This window comes from Photorhabdus namnaonensis (genome assembly GCF_001684335.1).
GTDB lineage: Bacteria > Pseudomonadota > Gammaproteobacteria > Enterobacterales > Enterobacteriaceae > Photorhabdus > Photorhabdus namnaonensis.
Genome location: NZ_LOIC01000073.1, coordinates 26,960 through 45,324 on the forward strand (window position 1 = coordinate 26,960; position 18,365 = coordinate 45,324).

At 42.9% G+C, this 18,365-nt stretch carries 18 protein-coding genes and 1 pseudogene; 9 read left to right on the forward strand and 10 right to left on the reverse strand.

Going from position 1 to position 18,365, the window contains the following annotated elements:
* The first annotated feature begins 1 nt into the window (after position 1).
* From glpG to glpD, 3 genes are all read left to right on the forward strand, one after another.
* Positions 2-850 (forward strand): rhomboid family intramembrane serine protease GlpG, encoded by an 849-nt coding sequence (gene glpG / locus Phpb_RS14465; protein WP_065390950.1) that lies wholly within the window; start codon positions 2-4, stop codon positions 848-850.
* 17 nt (positions 851-867) lie between these two features.
* Positions 868-1,626, forward strand: coding sequence for a DeoR/GlpR family transcriptional regulator (locus tag Phpb_RS14470; RefSeq protein ID WP_065390951.1), 759 nt, complete (start codon positions 868-870; stop codon positions 1,624-1,626).
* Positions 1,627-1,856: 230 nt separating this feature from the next.
* On the forward strand, positions 1,857-3,350 hold the full coding sequence (gene glpD / locus Phpb_RS14475) for a glycerol-3-phosphate dehydrogenase (protein WP_065390952.1): 1,494 nt from the start codon (positions 1,857-1,859) through the stop codon (positions 3,348-3,350).
* Positions 3,351-3,922: 572 nt separating this feature from the next.
* On the opposite strand, the gene Phpb_RS14480 is transcribed toward glpD, so the two are convergent.
* Positions 3,923-4,156, reverse strand: coding sequence for a ribbon-helix-helix domain-containing protein (locus Phpb_RS14480; RefSeq protein ID WP_240492558.1), 234 nt, complete (start codon positions 4,154-4,156; stop codon positions 3,923-3,925).
* A gap of 359 nt (positions 4,157-4,515) precedes the next feature.
* Here Phpb_RS14480 and Phpb_RS14485 point away from each other — a divergent pair, with 359 nt between their 5' ends.
* From Phpb_RS14485 to Phpb_RS14495, 3 genes are all read left to right on the forward strand, one after another.
* The gene (locus Phpb_RS14485) at positions 4,516-5,397 is read left to right on the forward strand and encodes an alanyl-tRNA editing protein (RefSeq protein WP_082302587.1); all 882 of its coding nucleotides are present in this window, start codon (positions 4,516-4,518) and stop codon (positions 5,395-5,397) included.
* A gap of 302 nt (positions 5,398-5,699) precedes the next feature.
* A complete protein-coding gene (locus tag Phpb_RS14490; protein WP_046396352.1) occupies positions 5,700-5,972 on the forward strand; it encodes a type II toxin-antitoxin system TacA family antitoxin in 273 nt (90 codons plus the stop codon).
* Positions 5,963-6,451: a GNAT family N-acetyltransferase gene (locus Phpb_RS14495; protein ID WP_065390954.1), complete on the forward strand. Its 489-nt coding sequence runs from the start codon at positions 5,963-5,965 to the stop codon at positions 6,449-6,451. The genes Phpb_RS14490 and Phpb_RS14495 overlap by 10 nt, the downstream gene beginning before the upstream one ends.
* 66 nt (positions 6,452-6,517) lie before the next feature.
* Here the strand turns inward: Phpb_RS14495 and Phpb_RS24525 are convergent.
* The 7 genes and pseudogenes from Phpb_RS24525 to Phpb_RS14525 all read right to left on the reverse strand — a co-directional run.
* A pseudogene (locus Phpb_RS24525) lies at positions 6,518-6,607 on the reverse strand (RNA-guided endonuclease InsQ/TnpB family protein); the annotation flags it as partial.
* 21 nt (positions 6,608-6,628) lie between these two features.
* On the reverse strand, positions 6,629-7,258 hold the full coding sequence (locus Phpb_RS14500; protein ID WP_065390955.1) for a bifunctional 4-hydroxy-2-oxoglutarate aldolase/2-dehydro-3-deoxy-phosphogluconate aldolase: 630 nt from the start codon (positions 7,256-7,258) through the stop codon (positions 6,629-6,631).
* Positions 7,258-8,220 (reverse strand): sugar kinase, encoded by a 963-nt coding sequence (locus Phpb_RS14505; protein ID WP_065390956.1) that lies wholly within the window; start codon positions 8,218-8,220, stop codon positions 7,258-7,260. Before Phpb_RS14505 ends, Phpb_RS14500 begins: the two co-directional genes overlap by 1 nt.
* On the reverse strand, positions 8,217-9,641 hold the full coding sequence (uxaC, locus tag Phpb_RS14510; protein WP_065390957.1) for a glucuronate isomerase: 1,425 nt from the start codon (positions 9,639-9,641) through the stop codon (positions 8,217-8,219). The genes Phpb_RS14505 and uxaC overlap by 4 nt, the downstream gene beginning before the upstream one ends.
* A 22-nt stretch (positions 9,642-9,663) precedes the next feature.
* Positions 9,664-11,121 (reverse strand): fructuronate reductase, encoded by a 1,458-nt coding sequence (locus Phpb_RS14515; protein WP_065390958.1) that lies wholly within the window; start codon positions 11,119-11,121, stop codon positions 9,664-9,666.
* A gap of 38 nt (positions 11,122-11,159) precedes the next feature.
* Positions 11,160-12,461 carry a TRAP transporter large permease gene (locus Phpb_RS14520; protein ID WP_065390959.1) on the reverse strand — a complete coding sequence of 434 codons (1,302 nt, stop codon included), beginning with the start codon at positions 12,459-12,461 and terminating at the stop codon, positions 11,160-11,162.
* Between the two features lie 27 nt (positions 12,462-12,488).
* Positions 12,489-12,995 (reverse strand): TRAP transporter small permease, encoded by a 507-nt coding sequence (locus Phpb_RS14525; protein ID WP_065390960.1) that lies wholly within the window; start codon positions 12,993-12,995, stop codon positions 12,489-12,491.
* 297 nt (positions 12,996-13,292) lie between these two features.
* Here Phpb_RS14525 and Phpb_RS14530 point away from each other — a divergent pair, with 297 nt between their 5' ends.
* From Phpb_RS14530 to uxuA, 3 genes are all read left to right on the forward strand, one after another.
* The gene (locus Phpb_RS14530) at positions 13,293-14,273 is read left to right on the forward strand and encodes a TRAP transporter substrate-binding protein (protein WP_065390961.1); all 981 of its coding nucleotides are present in this window, start codon (positions 13,293-13,295) and stop codon (positions 14,271-14,273) included.
* 120 nt (positions 14,274-14,393) lie between these two features.
* Positions 14,394-15,137 carry an FCD domain-containing protein gene (locus tag Phpb_RS14535; RefSeq protein ID WP_065390962.1) on the forward strand — a complete coding sequence of 248 codons (744 nt, stop codon included), beginning with the start codon at positions 14,394-14,396 and terminating at the stop codon, positions 15,135-15,137.
* Positions 15,138-15,202: 65 nt separating this feature from the next.
* Positions 15,203-16,390 (forward strand): mannonate dehydratase, encoded by a 1,188-nt coding sequence (gene uxuA / locus Phpb_RS14540; RefSeq protein ID WP_065390963.1) that lies wholly within the window; start codon positions 15,203-15,205, stop codon positions 16,388-16,390.
* A gap of 217 nt (positions 16,391-16,607) precedes the next feature.
* Here uxuA and Phpb_RS26085 read toward each other — a convergent pair whose 3' ends face one another.
* Positions 16,608-16,778: a hypothetical protein gene (locus Phpb_RS26085; protein ID WP_165603301.1), complete on the reverse strand. Its 171-nt coding sequence runs from the start codon at positions 16,776-16,778 to the stop codon at positions 16,608-16,610.
* Positions 16,775-18,274, reverse strand: coding sequence for an anti-phage dCTP deaminase (locus tag Phpb_RS14545; protein WP_065390964.1), 1,500 nt, complete (start codon positions 18,272-18,274; stop codon positions 16,775-16,777). Before Phpb_RS14545 ends, Phpb_RS26085 begins: the two co-directional genes overlap by 4 nt.
* Positions 18,275-18,365 lie beyond the last annotated feature (91 nt).

The following is an 18,365-nucleotide window of genomic DNA, read 5'->3' on the forward strand; positions in this document are numbered from 1 at the left end:
TATGATCCGCGTAATCGCTATTTCAAACCCGCGTCTGGCGCAAGCCTTTATCGATTATATGGCAACCCATCAGGTCCATCTCACCATGCGCCCCAGTGGCGATGGGCAACACGTCGAACTGTGGCTAGAAGATGACACTAAACTGACTATCGTTCAGCAAGAGCTAGAGCAATTTACTCGCGATCCGCTAAATGAACGTTATCAAGCGGCCAGTTGGCAATCTGGTGATGTGAATCACCCATTGAAGTACCAGAATAATCTGAATTGGCAATATTTAAGTCGTCAGGCTGGCCCGTTAACCATTACCGTTTTACTTCTAAATATCATCGTTTATCTCTGGATGCAATTTGCCGGGGATTATCAGGTGATGTCCTGGCTAGCCTGGCCTGACGATAGCCAACATATGGAGCTATGGCGTTGGGTCACCCACGGCTTACTACACTTCTCACTGCTGCATATCATCTTTAATCTCATGTGGTGGTGGTATCTTGGCGGGCAAACAGAAAAGCACCTCGGTACAGGAAAGCTCTTTGTCATTATGATTGTTTCCGCTGTTTTCAGCGGTTGGGGGCAATCATTATTCAGTGGTTCTCATTTTGGCGGCCTTTCTGGGGTTGTTTACGCTTTAATTGGTTATGTCTGGCTAACTGGTGAGCGGGCGCCCGAACAGGGTATTGGCATTCCCCGCGGTTTGATGGCTTTTTCGATCTTCTGGCTGATTGTCGGATACTTCGATGCATTTGGACTATCCATTGCCAACGCCGCCCATTTCTCCGGTTTAATTATCGGTTTACTGATGGCGTTGTGGGATAACCGTCACACATTCAAAAATAATAACCGGCACTTTTAGACACTTAGAGGACTATCGTGAAGCAAACTCAACGGCATGATGCAATAGTTGAGCTGGTGCGCCTTCAGGGCTACGTCAGCACTGAAGAGCTGGTTGAACACTTTAATGTCAGCCCCCAGACTATCCGCCGTGATTTGAACGATTTGGCAGATAAAAACAAAATACAGCGGCATCACGGCGGAGCCGCATTGCCATCAAGTTCAGTTAATACTGCTTATCACGACCGCAAGATCATGTGGTCAGCAGAGAAAGCACGTATTGCGCAACGTGTTGCTAGCCATATCCCGGACGGTGCAACGCTGTTTATTGATATTGGCACGACACCAGAAGCTGTCGCTCACGCACTGTTAAATCATAAAGATCTACGGATTGTCACCAATAACCTCAATGTCGCTACCCTGTTGATGACAAAAGAAGATTTCCGTTTAATCCTGGCGGGGGGGGAGATTCGTTCTCGTGATGGCGGCATTATCGGTGAAGCCACACTGGATTTTATCTCCCAGTTTCGGCTCGATTACGGCATTCTCGGCATCAGTGGCATTGACATGGATGGCTCACTACTGGAATTTGATTACCATGAAGTGCGTGTAAAACGCGCAATTATCGAAAACTCCCGTTGCGTTATGTTAGTCACTGACCATTCCAAATTTGGCCGTAATGCTATGGTCAATCTGGGCAATATGAACCTCATTGATCATCTATTTACTGACCAGCTTCCCCCGCCAAGCATCCATAAAGTCATTGAGCAACATAACGTACAACTTGAACTCTGCTAAGAATGTTCTCTATATTCGGGGATAGCACTATCCCCTATCTCCCCTTATCACTCCATAGTTAAACTTCTTTATTAATACCATGTAAATTATATGGGTATGGCAACATTTGTTATCTATATCACGTGAACATATTTTTTCTTAACAAATAGTTGGCTATTGATCGATTTCTGATTACAATCGTGAGCGAAAACGAGCATTAAAGAACTGTTTCGAACATTTTAAGGGGATGCATGGAAACTAAAGACTTGATTGTGATCGGCGGCGGGATCAACGGCGCCGGAATTGCGGCAGATGCTGCTGGCCGGGGGCTCTCTGTTCTGTTGCTGGAAGCACAAGATTTAGCCAAAGCCACGTCATCCGCCAGTTCAAAACTGATCCACGGCGGCTTACGCTATCTGGAACATTATGAATTCCGTTTGGTCGGCGAAGCGCTGGCAGAACGTGAAGTTTTACTGAACCTTGCACCACACATCGCTTTTCCGATGCGTTTCCGCCTGCCGCACCAGCCACATCTGCGTCCAGCATGGATGATCCGTATTGGCCTGTTCCTCTATGACAATTTAGGCAAACGTGTCAGCCTACCCCGCAGTAAAGGGCTGAAATTCGGCGCCAATTCTGTTCTGAAACCAGAATTGGTCCGTGGCTTCGAATATTCTGACTGCTGGGTTGATGATGCTCGTTTAGTTGTCCTTAACGCTCAGGAAGTTAAAAAACATGGCGGAGAAGTCCGTACCCGAACAAAAGTAACCCGTGCATGGCGCGAACAAGAGGGTTGGATGGTTGAAGCCGAAGATTTGCATACCGGCAAGACTTATACCTGGCGAGCAAAAGGTCTGGTTAATGCTACCGGCCCTTGGGTTAAAGAGTTCTTTGACGATGGTTTGAAATTAAAATCACCTTATGGTATTCGCCTGATCAAAGGCAGTCATATTGTGGTGCCAAGAGTACATGATGAGCCGCAAGCTTATATTCTGCAAAACGAAGATCATCGTATCGTATTTGTTATTCCTTGGATGGATGAGTTTTCCATTATCGGAACCACCGATGTGGAATATCAAGGTAATCCAAAAGAGGCGAAGATTGACGATCAGGAGATTAATTATCTACTGGGAGTTTATAACGACCACTTCAAGAAACAACTTAGCCGTGACGATATCGTCTGGACCTATTCTGGCGTACGTCCACTGTGCGATGACGAATCCGATTCACCTCAGGCCATTACACGCGACTATACCCTTGACATTCATGATGAACAGGGCAAAGCGCCATTACTGTCTGTGTTTGGTGGTAAGTTAACCACTTACCGTAAACTGGCGGAACACGCAACCGAGAAGCTCATGCAGTACTATCCCAATGCCGGAAAAGCCTGGACCAAAAATGGTCAGTTACCGGGTGGTAATCTGGAAGGGTGCGATCGTGATGGTTACGCCCGTTTATTGCGTAAACGTTACAACTGGTTACCGGAAGGTGTTGCTGTACGTTATGCGCGTACTTACGGCAGCAACAGCGAACTAATTCTGCAAGGCGCTAATAATCTGACCGATCTGGGCGAATCCTTCGGTCACGGCCTGTATGAAGCAGAGCTTCGTTATTTGGTCGATAATGAGTGGGTTGTTGAACTAGATGACGCAATCTGGCGCCGTACCAAATTGGGTATGTGGCTGAAAGAAGAACAGAAACAATGTATTGCAACATGGCTGGCGGAGAATGCTAAGCCATTGTGAGTTAAAATTAAATCAATATAAAGATAGCTAATATAAACTTAGGCGCAAAATTATATATTGTGCCTATTTTTTTACTTATTTACGCTCAACTTAACTGCAATTACAGATATCAGATAGACAAATATAATTTTGTTATTTAAATATTCCCCAGTCATTTATTAAAAAAACAATCTCCACCCTACAGAACGAATAACTTATTCAACAAACAACAATATTTTTTATCGAAAAATAAAGCTCCAGAATAAGCTCATTGAACATTTCATATCATGAATAAGGTATAAAATAACCGAACAGCTTTCAAAGAAGAATAACCCAATTATCATCTTTAGGGTTTCTAGTAATCAATAACCACCCATTTTTCTAAGCCGTTGCCCAGATTATTGCATCAGGCAGCTTTATCTTTTTTTCATGACAGACAATTACTGCACGTTTTACTACCTAGATTCTTGTTACATTTTCTTTGTCCCTATCCAGAGTCTTAGCTCCCACCATAACCGTCATCTACATTATTAGCTTGTTCATATCCATTTAAATAATCAATATATTAGTATCGAATAACGACTTCATAGCAATCATTGCCATTCCTTGCGTAAATTATTTTGATATTCCAATCCATCCAATTTTTTATCCCCCCACAAACCAAAAGCACTGTTATTCTGTTCTGAAATATTAGCATCAAGGTAAGCATCTATTGCTTTCCGGATCTGTGCAGCACGTGACTTATCGGGAGAACACTCCTTTAAAATCTCGAGCTTTCTAATTGTTTCTTCTGGCAGATCTATATTAATTCTTACCATAGCAACCATATTTATTTCCCCTTATCAGATATCAGGTATATGTATCATATACCTCATTAGTTCGATTGTCTATTTTTTGACCCAAAAAATTATTGTGATAACTAATCAACAGATTTTACTCTGAAAATATCTATTGATCATGTAAACAAAACATTTAAAACATGTGACTTTTCCATTTGCAACAATACCTAAAATAACCTATAAATAAAGCTGTTACATACATATCGGTACTGTTTAACCCTATCTTTGATTAGATAAAAATTCAAATAAAAACAAATTATTAAGTTATTTTTAGGGAATGAACTTAACAAACAACCTGGTAGCAATAGATGCCCCAAAATTATAACTTGTGAGATATTACATGACCTATGGATATGAATATTAATGAATTATTGACAGCAGAAGCTTCATTTATGCTGGGAACTCTGACGTTAGAATCCAACATTATCGGGGTTATGAGATACGAAGATGGCACCATTTTGATCACCCAAGATAGTCCATTCTACCCAAAGAACTATAAGTGGCCAGACCAACTACATGATAACGGAATAATTTCAATAGGCGATAAAGAACTTACTGTGACAAAAGTTTACACCGCTGGTCTTATTGATAGTCATTTATATATAGATCAGGAAATAACGAAACAAACAACGTCGCCAGACAAAATTATGCCAGCACACTACTTACCTGATTTACACGGAATTTCTGAAACAGATCTCATAGGGAAAACGGTAACTCTATCTGTGAACGATGAAACAAGGTATAAGGTAAGTGCCGCACACTCGATAGCCCATTTTATGTCCCTTGCTTTAAATAAAGCGACACATCATATATGGTCCAAAGTGTACGATACCGATGATTTGGGAAACTATAATTTAGATAAAGCCGCCATTTACCAATCTTCTATCACAGAGCTTCAATCCGTTGATATTTATCGCTTTGGTAAATCACTCAGAAAGAAAGGATTTGATAAAAATATATTAATTGAAAATCTGGACAAAATTAATAGAGAAATTAATAACACTCTCAATAATTGGTTATCTCAGGGTGCTGAAATAACTATTGAATATAAATCAAAAGAGATTAATGACACCAGATTATGGAAATCTACAATTGACTCTAGGGCAGTCACTATCCCATGCGGAGGCACACATATAAATAATCTTAATGAATTCAAAGACGTAAATGTTGAAATAAAGATCGGTGAATCTGCTTATTTTGTCCAAGTAACGACTCATTGCAGAGTATAAAGTCATGAATCTCGACCTACTTTATTTTTATCTTCTTCTGGTTGTTTTATCCTATACCCTATGGATTTCAAGATGCATCGCGACGGCAAGGGAGTGAATCCCCGGGAGCATAGATAACTCTGTAACCGGGGTGAGCGAGTGCAGCCAACAAAGAGGCGGCTTGAAAGATAACGGGTATATATATTTTGGATAACCCAGCATGCTTACGTTTCATAAGATTTCAAATGGAGACGCCAAATGTATATCTATTAGTTACACAACCGCTATAATGACTGTCTATCAATTTGCTACACAGGTGATTTATGAGAACACAACCTAAAGAAACCCCGATCAACATCCGGGCGAAAGCCTTTCAGCGAGAGCTTATTGACCATGCAGCAAACCTGCTCTCAAAGACCCGAACTGATTTCATCTTGGATGCTGCCTGCCGCGCAGCCGAAGATGCCATACTCGATCAGCGCCACTTTTTCGTTAACGACGAAAAATACCATGTGTTCATGCAGATGCTGGAGCAACCGCTTTCTGATAATGAAGGTTTTAAAAAACTGATGGGATATAAAGCTCCGTGGGAATAAGCACACCTGAAATATTAACGGCTGAACATAATATAAATGATTTTTATTGCCAGCATGAAACATTAAACGAATGGCTTTCACGCCGGGCTTTAAAAAATAATAAGTTCGGCGCGAGCCGCACATTTGTTATTTGCAAAAAAGGCACAAAAGACGTTATCGGTTATTATTGTCTAAGCGCCGGTTCAATTAATCATATTGAATCTACACCATCGCTTAAACGCAATATGCCAGATCCTATCCCTGTAGTGCTTCTCGGCCGTCTGGCTGTCGATGTGGAATATCAGGGGAAGAAGCTCGGGGCATTGCTTCTCCAAGATGCTTGGAAGCGTGTCGCCAGCACGGCAGAACAGGTGGGTATTTCGGCTATAATCGTCCACGCACTTGATGAGAGCGCTCGAACGTTCTATACGCGTCTTGGCTTCGCCCAGTCACCGTTGGAGCCATACACGCTGATGCTTCCATTAGGCAAACAGAAGTGACCGCTCCCCGCCGTAAAAAACGGCGAGGCTTCCCACTTCTCAGGCCGCAACCGTCTTTATGACAGATTAACTCTGGCCTCCGTGGGCAGAGACGACGAGTCCCGCCGCCTGTAATTCTCTCGTGCCCTTGCTCTGGATGTTGATCGCCGCATTGATAAACACAAGAACAACTATTCCTTAAGCATTCACCAAATCCACCGCTTCACGCGTCAGGCGACCAATTTCCTGCCAATTTCGGTTATCCACCAGCGCTTTACTGACCATCCATGAACCACCACACGCCACAATACGCGGTACAGCAAGATAATCGCGGATATTGTTTGGCCCAATTCCCCCAGTCGGCATAATTTGCAGTTCAGTATAAGGCGCTAATATCGCTTTAATCATTGGCAAACCACCGGAAGGTTCCGCCGGGAAGAATTTCAGTAGTTTTAACCCCAATTCCATCGCGCCTTCAATCGCACTCGGATTATTCACGCCCGGAATAATAGGAATATTCAATTGCTGACAGGCTTTGACCGTATTTGGATTAAAACCCGGCGAAACCATAAAATCGGCGCCAGCCTGCTTTGCAGCAACTACCTGTTCACGATTCAGAACAGTACCCGCGCCAATCAGCATATTCGGCTGAGCCTCTCTCAGCAGACGAATAGCTTCCGCCGCTACCGAGGAACGGAAAGTAATTTCCGCTATCGGTAAGCCATTATCAGCTAATACCTTACCTAGCGGAATAATGTCTTCCGCACGTTCAACAGTAATCACAGGTACAATTTTTAACTGACGTAACTGCTCAATCATCTGTTTCATCAATTTTCTCTCCGCTGTTGAAAGAAACTGTCAGTCACTGCTTGAGTTGCACTGATTGGAATAATCGCCCCTTTATGCTGAATAACTGTACCAGCGAGACGATGCCCCATGATTGCCGCTTGTTGTATCGGATAATCCATCAGAAATCCGGCTAGAAACCCGGCATTAAAGGCGTCGCCCGCCGCTGTGGTATCAACCACGTTAATAACCGGTGCCGTTGGGATCAGCTCAATTGGTGTGTTTTGTACCAAATGCTGATAATAACAACCGACAACACCGGCTTTAACAACCGCTTCTTTAACGCCTGCTTGTTTAAGGCGAATCATAGTTGCTGTAATCGATTTATCACCCCATAGATTGCCCTCATCGTCATTTGTCACCAGCGCTAGTGAGGTAAAGGCGAGTAATTTCTGATAACAAACTTGGGTTTCTGCCACACTTTCCCACAATGCCGGACGGTAATTACTGTCGAAAACAATGGTTTTTCCTTGCGCAGCCAGTTCAGCCAACAAGTTCAGTAACTTTTCACGATCATCGGCAGGCAAGATAGCCAAACTGATGCCACTGAGATAAATGACATCTATCTGCCGCAACGCTTGCATAACCGAAGAGAAATCAGGATGACGCACCATATAACGGGCAGCGGAATCATTACGCCAGTACAGAAAGGTTCGTTCTCCCTGTTCATTCAGTTGAATCAAATACAATCCCGGCTGATGAGCCGGATCACGCAAAACCAGATGGGTATGAATACCCTCGTCTTGCCAACGTTTAATCATTCCTTCACTGAGTGAATCCATCCCTAACGCAGTCACAAAATGAACGGCAATCTTCTGTTGGCCCGCACGGGCTAAATAAACCGCGCTGTTCAGGACATCACCACCAAAAGCCTGATGCATGGTAGCGAAAGGGGTGCCATTAAGTTCAATCATACATTCACCAAGGAATGCAATCTGCTTCATGGATTTTCCCCCGGCAAAGCAAAATAACGGCGGGCGTTATTAAAGCAAATATCCTCAATCATCTGCCCTAACATGGCTTTGTTGTTAGGAATTTCGCCCTTTTCTGCCCATTGACCTAACAAATTACACAGAATGCGACGAAAATATTCATGCCGTGTGTATGAAAGAAAGCTACGAGAATCGGTCAACATACCAACAAATTGACTCAACAGCCCAAGTTGGGAAAGTTGTTCAAGCTGACGCGACATGCCATCTTTCTGATCATTGAACCACCAGCCCGAACCAAACTGCACTTTACCGGCGATACCACCACCTTGAAAGTTACCGGCCATCGTCGCAATCACTTCGTTATCTCGTGGATTCAGACAGTAAAGAATCGTTTTCGGCAACTCATCCGTCACATCCATACTATCCAGCAGGCGAGATAACGGCCAAGCGATATTGTTATCCCCAATGGAATCAAAGCCGCTATCCGCGCCAATTAAGCGGAACATCCGGCTATTATTGTTGCGAATCGCGCCGATATGCATTTGCATCACCCAACCACGGGCGGCATATTGTCGGCCAAGCCATACCAGAATCGCCGCGGTGTACTGAGCAATTTCAAGCTCAGAGAGCGCCCCCCCAGCCAACCGTTTTTGCAGGATGCCATTTAATACCGTTTCATCAGGAATGGATGCATAGCGCAGATTTTCTATGCCGTGATCAGCCGCCCAGCAGCCATGAGCGGCAAAATGCTCAAGGCGACGCTCCAACGCGTTCAACACATCAGCAAAAGCGGTGATTGATATATCAGCTACAGCCTCAAGCTGTTTGATATAGTCGCTGAAACCCGCCAGCTCAATTTTAAATATCCTATCAGGACGCCAACTTGGTAATACTTCGATATCGAAACTCTCATCTGTCGCGATTTGGCGGTGATATTGCAGGGAATCTACCGGATCATCCGTGGTTCCCACCATACGCACATTCATTTGCTGCATAATGCCACGAGCTGAAAACGCCGGTGTTGCCAGCTTTTCATTGCATTGATGCCAGATTTCATCAGCAGTTTGCGGCCCGAACAATTTCCCGGTAATACCAAATGGACGACGCAATTCTAGATGAGTCCAGTGATAAAGCGGATTGCCTAACGTCAACGGTACTGTTTTTGCCCATGCGTGATATTTTTCATAATCATGGGCTTGCTTACCTGTGATCAGCGATTCATCAATACCCGCACAGCGCATAGCCCGCCATTTATAGTGGTCCCCTTCTAGCCAAATCTGACCAAGGTTATCAAACCGGCGATTTTCAGCAATTTCACGCGGATTAAGATGACAGTGATAATCATAAATCGGCATATCTGCGGCATGTTCATGATATAGCTGACAGGCAGTTTCATTGTTCAGCAGAAAATCTTCACCCATAAAATTTTTCATATCTTTATTCCTGTCAGCCAAATCAAAGTGTCGCCACAGCGTGGCAAGCGCCGCGTTTCAATAATAGTTGGTAAGCTTCAGTAACCACCTGGACAAAATGCGGATCGGCTGACAATGGATTGCCAAAAACAGCCAGCAATGTGGGAACTACATCAATAGATAATCCATACTGTTGGTAAATGGATTTAAATTGGTCAACCAATGGATCGCGCACATCAATCAATTTGCCTTGTTCATCTCTACCGCTGATATAACGCATCCAGCCAGCGATACCCAATGCCAAGTGACGGTAATCACTGCCATTTGCCAGATGATAAGTGACAGAATCAAACATGCGTTGTGGCAATTTCTGGCTACCATCCATTGCTATCTGCCAGGTTTGGTGCTTAAGGTTAGGGTTACTAAAACGCTCAATTAGCCGGTGAGCATATTGAAAAAGATCGGTTCCTGTCGGCATTGTCAGAGTTGGCGCCTGCTCTTTCAGCATCAGATCCAAAGCAGCTTGCCGGTAATCGGGGTTCGCCATTGCGTCAGCAATATGCGTATATCCAGCCAAATAACCCAGATAAGCCAGAAATGAGTGACTACCGTTTAGCATCCGTAATTTCATGGTTTCAAAAGGCGCCACATCTTTAACAAACTGCGCGCCTGCCACGTCCCAGTTTGGACGGCCATTAGCAAAGTTATCTTCAATCACCCACTGACGGAAAGGTTCACAGGTGATTGCACAGGGATCGCATACACCTAACTGTTCTGCTATCTCTTCCAACGATTCTGGCGTGGCCGCAGGAACTATCCGGTCAACCATTGTGCATGGAAAAGTCACATTCAGTTCAATCCATTGCGCTAACTTCTCATCACGTAAACGGGCAAAATCCACCACAGCTTCACGGGCAACTTTGCCATTTTCTCTGACATTATCGCAGGACATCACCGTCAATGGCGGCAAGTTACGTTCATAACGCAGGCGAAGCGTCTCGACAATATAACCAATAGCGGATGTTGGTTCAGTTGGGTTAGCCAAATCCTGTTGAATTAATACATTATTCACATCCAACTTGCCGCTGGCTGCATCGATGCAATACCCTTTTTCGGTAATCGTCAGAGAAATAATCGCCACTTGCGGCTGCGCTATAGCTTCCAGAATACCTTTATGACCCACAAACTCTGGATGCAAAGCATCAATCATAGAGCCGATAATTTTTAGCTCCGTTTTCTCTGCTCCTTTTTCCGCAATGGCACACAGGTAATTCTGCTCTTTAAGTTGCTGAATCAACCTATGACCGGAGAATAAACTGACTTCACAAATTCCCCAGTCACTGCCCGTTTTTTCCAACATATGGTGAGTAAAAACCGCCTGATGCGCCCGGTGAAAAGCGCCACATCCCAGATGAACAATACGGGTAACCAACCTCTTACGATCATAGGAAGGGTGAGGAATAGCAGGATTGATTTTGCAATTGGCTATATTGCGATTCATGGAACAATTCCTTTTTAAAACGCAAACTACCTGAATAGTCAGTAATTCAGTAACATCTGAGGCAACCACAAACTCAGTTGCGGGATAAAGGTCACCAACATCAACGCGATAACCAAAGCGCAATACATGGGTACCAAAGGTTTCAATACCTTATTAATGCTGACATCACCGATGGAACAACCCACAAACAGCGCACTCCCTACCGGCGGCGTACAGATACCAATAGCCAGGTTGAAGGTCATAATGATGCCGAAATGTACCGGATCAACGCCCATATTCTGCGCTACCGGCAGGAAAATCGGAGTAAAAATTAGAATCGCCGGAGTCATATCCATAAAGGTTCCGACCAGCAGCAGAATGATATTAATGACCAGCAGAATAACCAGTGGATTTTCAGAAACCGCCATTAGGGCATCAGCGATCAAATAGGGCAGATCCGCATTCGCCATTGCCCAAGACATGCCCATTGACGCACCAATCAACAACAAAACAATGGAGGTGGTCACCGCAGAATCGAGAATGATTTTTGGGAGTTTAGTGATACTGACTTCACGATAAATCAGCACTGCCAATACAAAACTGTACAACACAGCAATCGCCGAGGCTTCTGTAGCAGTAAAAATACCCGCAATGATCCCTCCCATAATGACCACAACCAGCATCAGGGAAGGCAATGCGCGAACCAACGTGGTGAAAAACTCATTCCATGTGGGCTTAGGCGACACTGGATAACCACGGCGTTTGGCAATAATTGCCGCCACAATCATCAAGGATACACCCATCAAAATGCCGGGAATATAACCTGCCAGAAACAGTGCGGCAATTGATGTGCCGCCAGAAACCAGTGAGTAAACAATCAAGGTGTTACTTGGCGGGATCAACAAACCGGCAGGGCAGGAAGCAATGTTTACCGCGGCGGAATATTCTGGTTCATAACCCTCTTTTTTCTGCATTGGCGCCATCGTTCCACCGACCGCCGCAGCCGATGCCACCGCAGAGCCTGAAATCGCACCGAAAAACATATTCGCCATAATATTGACGTGCACCAGAGAACCGGGCAAACGGCCGCCCATGACTTTCGCCAGATTAATCAGCCGGGCAGCGATTCCTCCCTGATTCATAATATTTCCCGCCAGAATAAAGAATGGAATAGCCAGTAAAGAGAAATTATCAACACCCACCGCCATACGTTGCGCGACAACGGTAATCGCCGCTTCCATTGGCAACGTCATCATAATTGCCAGTAATGATGACAGACCAATCGCAAAGGATACGGGTACACCCAGTGCCAACAACACGGCAAAACTACCGAACAACGCTAAAACCACTTGCCAATCCATAAGCTTATCCTCTTCTGCCTGGTGACTTTATTGATTTTCAGAGACAACCGCATCTTTACCTGAAAAATTCTGAATAAGCGCAACAATGTCTACGAGCACATAGCAAATCATCAGAACACCGCTAATTGGCAGACATAAATAGACATATCCCATCGGTAGCCCTAGCGTGGGAGTGATTTGTCCGGTTTTAAGGGTTGAGATCACCAATATCGATCCTCCATACACCAGCACGATCGAAGCAAACAGCGCGATCGCGGCCTGGATCACCAAACCCACACTATTTTTGCCTATTCCCTTAAGTTTCATCGTTAACAGGTCGATAGCTAAATGGCGATGTTGACCCGTGGTATATGCCGCGCCAATCATAGCAACCCACATAAACAGATAACGAGCGAGTTCATCCGTTACCGTACTCGGCGTACCAAACACATAGCGGGAAACCACCTGCCATGTGACACAAAACACCAAAAAAACGGAAAGGCTGACGGTAAAAAACGCCAAACCTTTATTAACGCAATACACAAGGTTTTTCACGGGGCTTTGTCCTTATTGGTCTCAATGTACGCCCTATTTGATTGACCAAATAGGACAAACTGTCTGACCAAAATCAGTAAAGGAAGCTTTACGTTGCTTGGATTATAAGATCCGGGTCAAAAAAACATCCAGTGAGCGGGATCACAAACTGACTGGTTTACCCATTGTGCCGATTATTTTGTGATATTGGTCAACCAAATTGCTTTTACTTTTTGACGAAACTCGAAGTGATGCTTATGGTTTGCCCGTCAGTTCAGTTGTGCCCGTAACCTATTTACAACAATTGGAGAACGAACAATGAGCAATTCTAAGCGTATTTTATCTACTGTAATCGGTGCGATATTTGCCCTAAGCGCGTCACAAGTTATGGCGGTGACAACATTAAAACTCAGCCATAACCATAACCGCGACCATGCGGTACACAAGGCAATGAGTCAGTTTGCAGATGAAGTTCGCCAAAAAACGAATGGTGATGTTCGTATTCGGATCTATCCAGACGCACAATTGGGTAACCAACGGGAATCGATGGAACTGATGCAAAACGGCGCGCTGGATTTAGTCAAATCCAATGCCGCGGAACTGGAAGCTTTTTCGCCCGCTTATTCTGCTTTTAACTTACCTTATCTATTCCGCGATACAGCCCATTATGAAAAAATTAAAAATGGCGAGATTGGCAAAGAGATTCTGACATCCAGCAAAAACCGCGGATTTATCGGTATAACCTACTACGAAGCCGGCGCACGTAGCTTCTACGCCAAAAAACCTATCCGCACGCCTGAGGATCTAAAAGGCATGAAAATTCGGGTTCAGCCTAGCCCAACCGCCATTTCAATGGTGAAAAACTTAGGCGGAAACCCAACACCATTGGCTTACGGCGAGCTGTATACCGCCTTACAACAGGGTGTCGTAGACGCCGCGGAAAATAATATTCCCTCTTTTAGCCTGAGCCGTCACAGTGAAGTTGCCAGATACTTCTCACTGGATAAGCATACGATGGTGCCAGACGTCCTGGTTATTTCGACTAAATCGCTAAATAAACTGTCATCGGAACAACAAAAAATTCTTATAAACGCCGCCATTAACTCCTCTCAATATATGACGAAATTATGGGAAAAATCAGAAGAGAAAGAGCGTCAGAATGCAGAGAAAATTGGCGTTAAGTTTGTCGATGTAGATAAAAAATCGTTTGAAGAAGCGGTCAAACCTATGTACGACGACATTAAGAAAAGCGATCCAATGCTTTATCGTATGGTAGAACGTATCCGCGCAGTCAGATAATCATCGGAGAAGGCCAAATGATGGCTTTCTCCCTCAAGCGGTATTTTTGGTTGACCAATTTCCGCTTTTGGCTATTATCTACACAACACTATCGTTAATCATGACAACAACAGTGACATAATGAAGCATTTATTTGAGCCAAAACGTCCTTACCAAGAAGTCGGCATCTCATTAAGAGAGACGATTGCCAACCAGAAATATCGTATTGGGGATCGCCTACCACCAGAGCGAGAACTTGCTGAACTATTAGGAGTTTCCAGAACGGTTGTGCGTGAAGCATTAATTATGCTCGAACTCGAAAACCTTATTGAAGTCCGCAAAGGTTCCGGGATCTACATTATTAACCGCCCTCACCCGCCAACTTCTTCTTCATGCTCAGTTAACGCAGCGGGACCTTTTGAGCTATTACAAGCTCGCCAATTACTGGAAAGTAATATTGCCGAATTTGCCGCCATGCAAGTGACGCCAAATAACATTGCTAACATGCGTCGAGCATTACAAAAAGAATCCGAAGATTTGGCCTCCGGTGAAGATGAATCCGGTGACAGAGAGTTCCATCTGGCGATTGCGGAAGCCACCCACAACAGTATGTTGGTTGAACTGCTCAAGCAATCTTGGGGATGGCGGGAAAATAATCCCATGTGGCAAAAACTGCACACTCGAATTACCGATAAAGATTATCGTAAAGAGTGGCTGCATGACCATCAGCTCATTTTATCCGCCATGATCAAGAAAGATCCGGCGGCAGCCAAACAAGCAATGTGGCAACATTTAGAGAATGTAAAATTACGTTTACTGGAATTGTCTGATATTGACGATCCCTATTTCGACGGTTATCTCTTTAATTCATATCCCTGTAAATAAGTTTTTATATCCAGTTGTTATGGTGACTGTTTTTCATTCTAGCGTTTGTATAAAGGTAGATAACAATGGAACAAACCTGGCGTTGGTTCGGCCCAAATGATCCTGTTTCTTTAGATGATATCCGTCAGGCTGGCGCAAGCGGCATCGTTACCGCATTACACCATATTCCTAACGGACATGTCTGGAACAAAGACGAAATCTTGGCCCGTAAAGCTCTCATCGAAAATAAGGGGCTTATCTGGTCAGTTGTTGAAAGTGTGCCTGTCCATGAAGAGATTAAAACCCAGACCGGTCACTATCAGCAATGGATTAATAACTACAAAACTTCACTGAAAAATTTAACGGAATGTGGCATCGATACCGTCTGCTATAACTTTATGCCCGTACTAGACTGGACACGCACCGATCTTGAATATTCACTCCCTGATGGCTCTAAAGCCCTGCGTTTTGATCAAATTGCCTTTGCCGCATTTGAAATCTATATTCTCAAACGCCCAGATGCAGAAACTGATTACACCACCGAAGAACAAGTTCAGGCAAAAATCTATTACGACAACATGTCTGCTGCTGATATTAAGAAACTCACCACTAATATTATCGCCGGTCTGCCGGGGGCCGAAGAGGGCTATACGTTAGCGGAATTTCAGGTGCAATTGGATCGCTACAAAGATATTACCCGCGATAAGCTGCGTGAACATTTGGCTTATTTTCTACACCAGATTGTTCCTGTTTGTGAGGAATATGATTTACGTCTGGCAATTCACCCGGATGATCCGCCGCGTCCTATTCTGGGCTTACCACGTATCATTTCCACTATTGAAGATATTGCATGGCTGACCACCATTGAACCAAGCCCGGTTAACGGCATTACCATGTGCACCGGCTCCTACGGTGTTCGCGGTGATAATGATTTGGTTGAGATGATTAAACGCTATGGCAACCGAATCTATTTCACTCACCTGCGCTCTACCCAACGGGAAGAAAACAGCAAAACTTTCCATGAAGCCTCTCATTTAGCAGGTGATGTGGATATGTATAACGTAGTGATGGAAATCCTGCGTGAAGAATATCGCCGTAAACAAGCTGGAGATAACCGTTTGATACCTATGCGTCCTGATCACGGCCATCAAATAATTGATGACCTAAAAAAACAGACTAATCCCGGCTATTCCTGCATTGGCCGATTAAAAGGTTTGGCAGAAATTCGCGGTCTGGAATTAGGTTTAAGGCGAGCGTTTTTTGAAAATAAATAATGAGTTTTAGTTATTCACTATATTTACTAGTAACCCTAAAAAGGGTTACTTTATTTAGATTAAGCCACGTTAAAACAATTGACTACAACTTTATGTACAGGTTCACTTTAAGCTAAAATTTTAATTTATTATTTTAGTTGATTTATTAATATATAAATTGGAGGTGAAAACGTAAAATTCTTATCGGATTTTCTATTTTTCAATAAATAAGAATAGGTTATGCCAACTTATTTTCAGCCTCATCCGTCGCATAATCCTTAGATTTATTTTCATCAGATGTCTGCAAGTTACGATAGGTTCTCAATCCACCTTTCTTCCAATCTGGCCATTGCTCAACTATTTTACTCGCTTCATTTAAATAAGCCAAAAATTCCTCTCTCTTAGTCATTTTTTTAACTCCTTTACTAAGTTATCTATGTTAGCTGCTGATTCGGTTTCTTTTTCTATATAAGATAATGATAGCATCTTCATTCTCAGCCTTCCATCCTTTCTATGCCATTTAATAACTTTACCATCCTTATTTTTTCTTTTTATTTTATATCCTATCCCCAGATTTATTGAAAACAAATTAAAGAAACAGCGAGGTCCAACACCCACGAATGGTTCAAAAATCACTTTATTATCATAAGACTCTTCTTCAGGTGTTGAAATAGAGTCAAGATGAAAATCAAAAGCTTTACTTTTAGGATAAGGCTCAATATAGACAACCCGCCGTATACCGCTGGCAACAATATGTTTTGCACAGTTATGGCAAGGAAATGTAGTACAATATAATATCCCATTATGAGTGCTAATGTTACTTCTTACACATGCTAAGATGGCTTCCATTTCAGCATGTACAACCCTACCATATTCGGTAATATCCTTTATCTTGCTATTTAGGAGACATCCTCTAAAATTTTCTTTTTGTTCCTCTTCAATATTTTCAAGTATATCTTCAATAATTAATCCTTTCTCTTTAGCGTTTGAATCTTCACCTAATTTATAATCTCTACCATTTTCAACATCTTCAATTGCATCTCGTACATAATCAGGCCAATATAACCCTCCACCGAATCGCGGTACATCATTAGCGCCAGTTGAGATTATATTCTTGTCTTTCGTTAATACAGCACCAACCTGACGGGAAAGATCTCCTGATCTCAGAGAAGCAGAAAAAGCCATAAACATGGCGTATTCATCAAAGGTTGGCGTGACATATGGATTACCAAAAATAAGATCTAATATTCTCCATATATTATTATCGGCCCTATTTTTATTTCCATCATAATTTATAAAGAAATCTGATAACTCATAAGTATCTCGAGTACGTTGCCCCCATTTATTCCCTTCATTAGAATCACGATTAATCAATTCTCTAGCTTTTACTTCATCAATATATTTATCAACGATAAGATTTCTTAATCTCTGAGATTCACTCGTATATACACCTATCAGGAAAAACCCATTTGTGTAAATCTCTCTTAATGCATTGACTTCATCCGGGTGTTTAAGAGAATTTATAATATATGCCCTCCTAATAGATGGTATTGATGAAAAATGCTTTTTCTCCCTTCTTTTATTTATTTCTGCCACCGCAGCTAATGCCAATATAGAATTATCCTTACTAGTCTCCCGTAAATAATTACCTTCTGACATTAAACAACTTATCCTCTCATAATTATCCTTTGTTGAGGGAATATCTCTTAATACTGAAATGATTTCAGAAGATATTCTTACCTCCTGTACATCATACCTGAACGCATTAAGCTTCTGTGTTATGGAATCTTTAATTATTTCCAAATCCGTTCCTACAGCGCCGACTAACCCAATAACGACCTCAGAATCAAAGTCACAAGATATCTGCTCATTCTCAAGTAGATATGTTTTATTATTATCAACCATGTTAAATATTTCCGTTCATTATTTATTTAATTTATCTAAAATAACGTTAATTATATCTATAAAAAATACAATATAACATTTATAACCATAT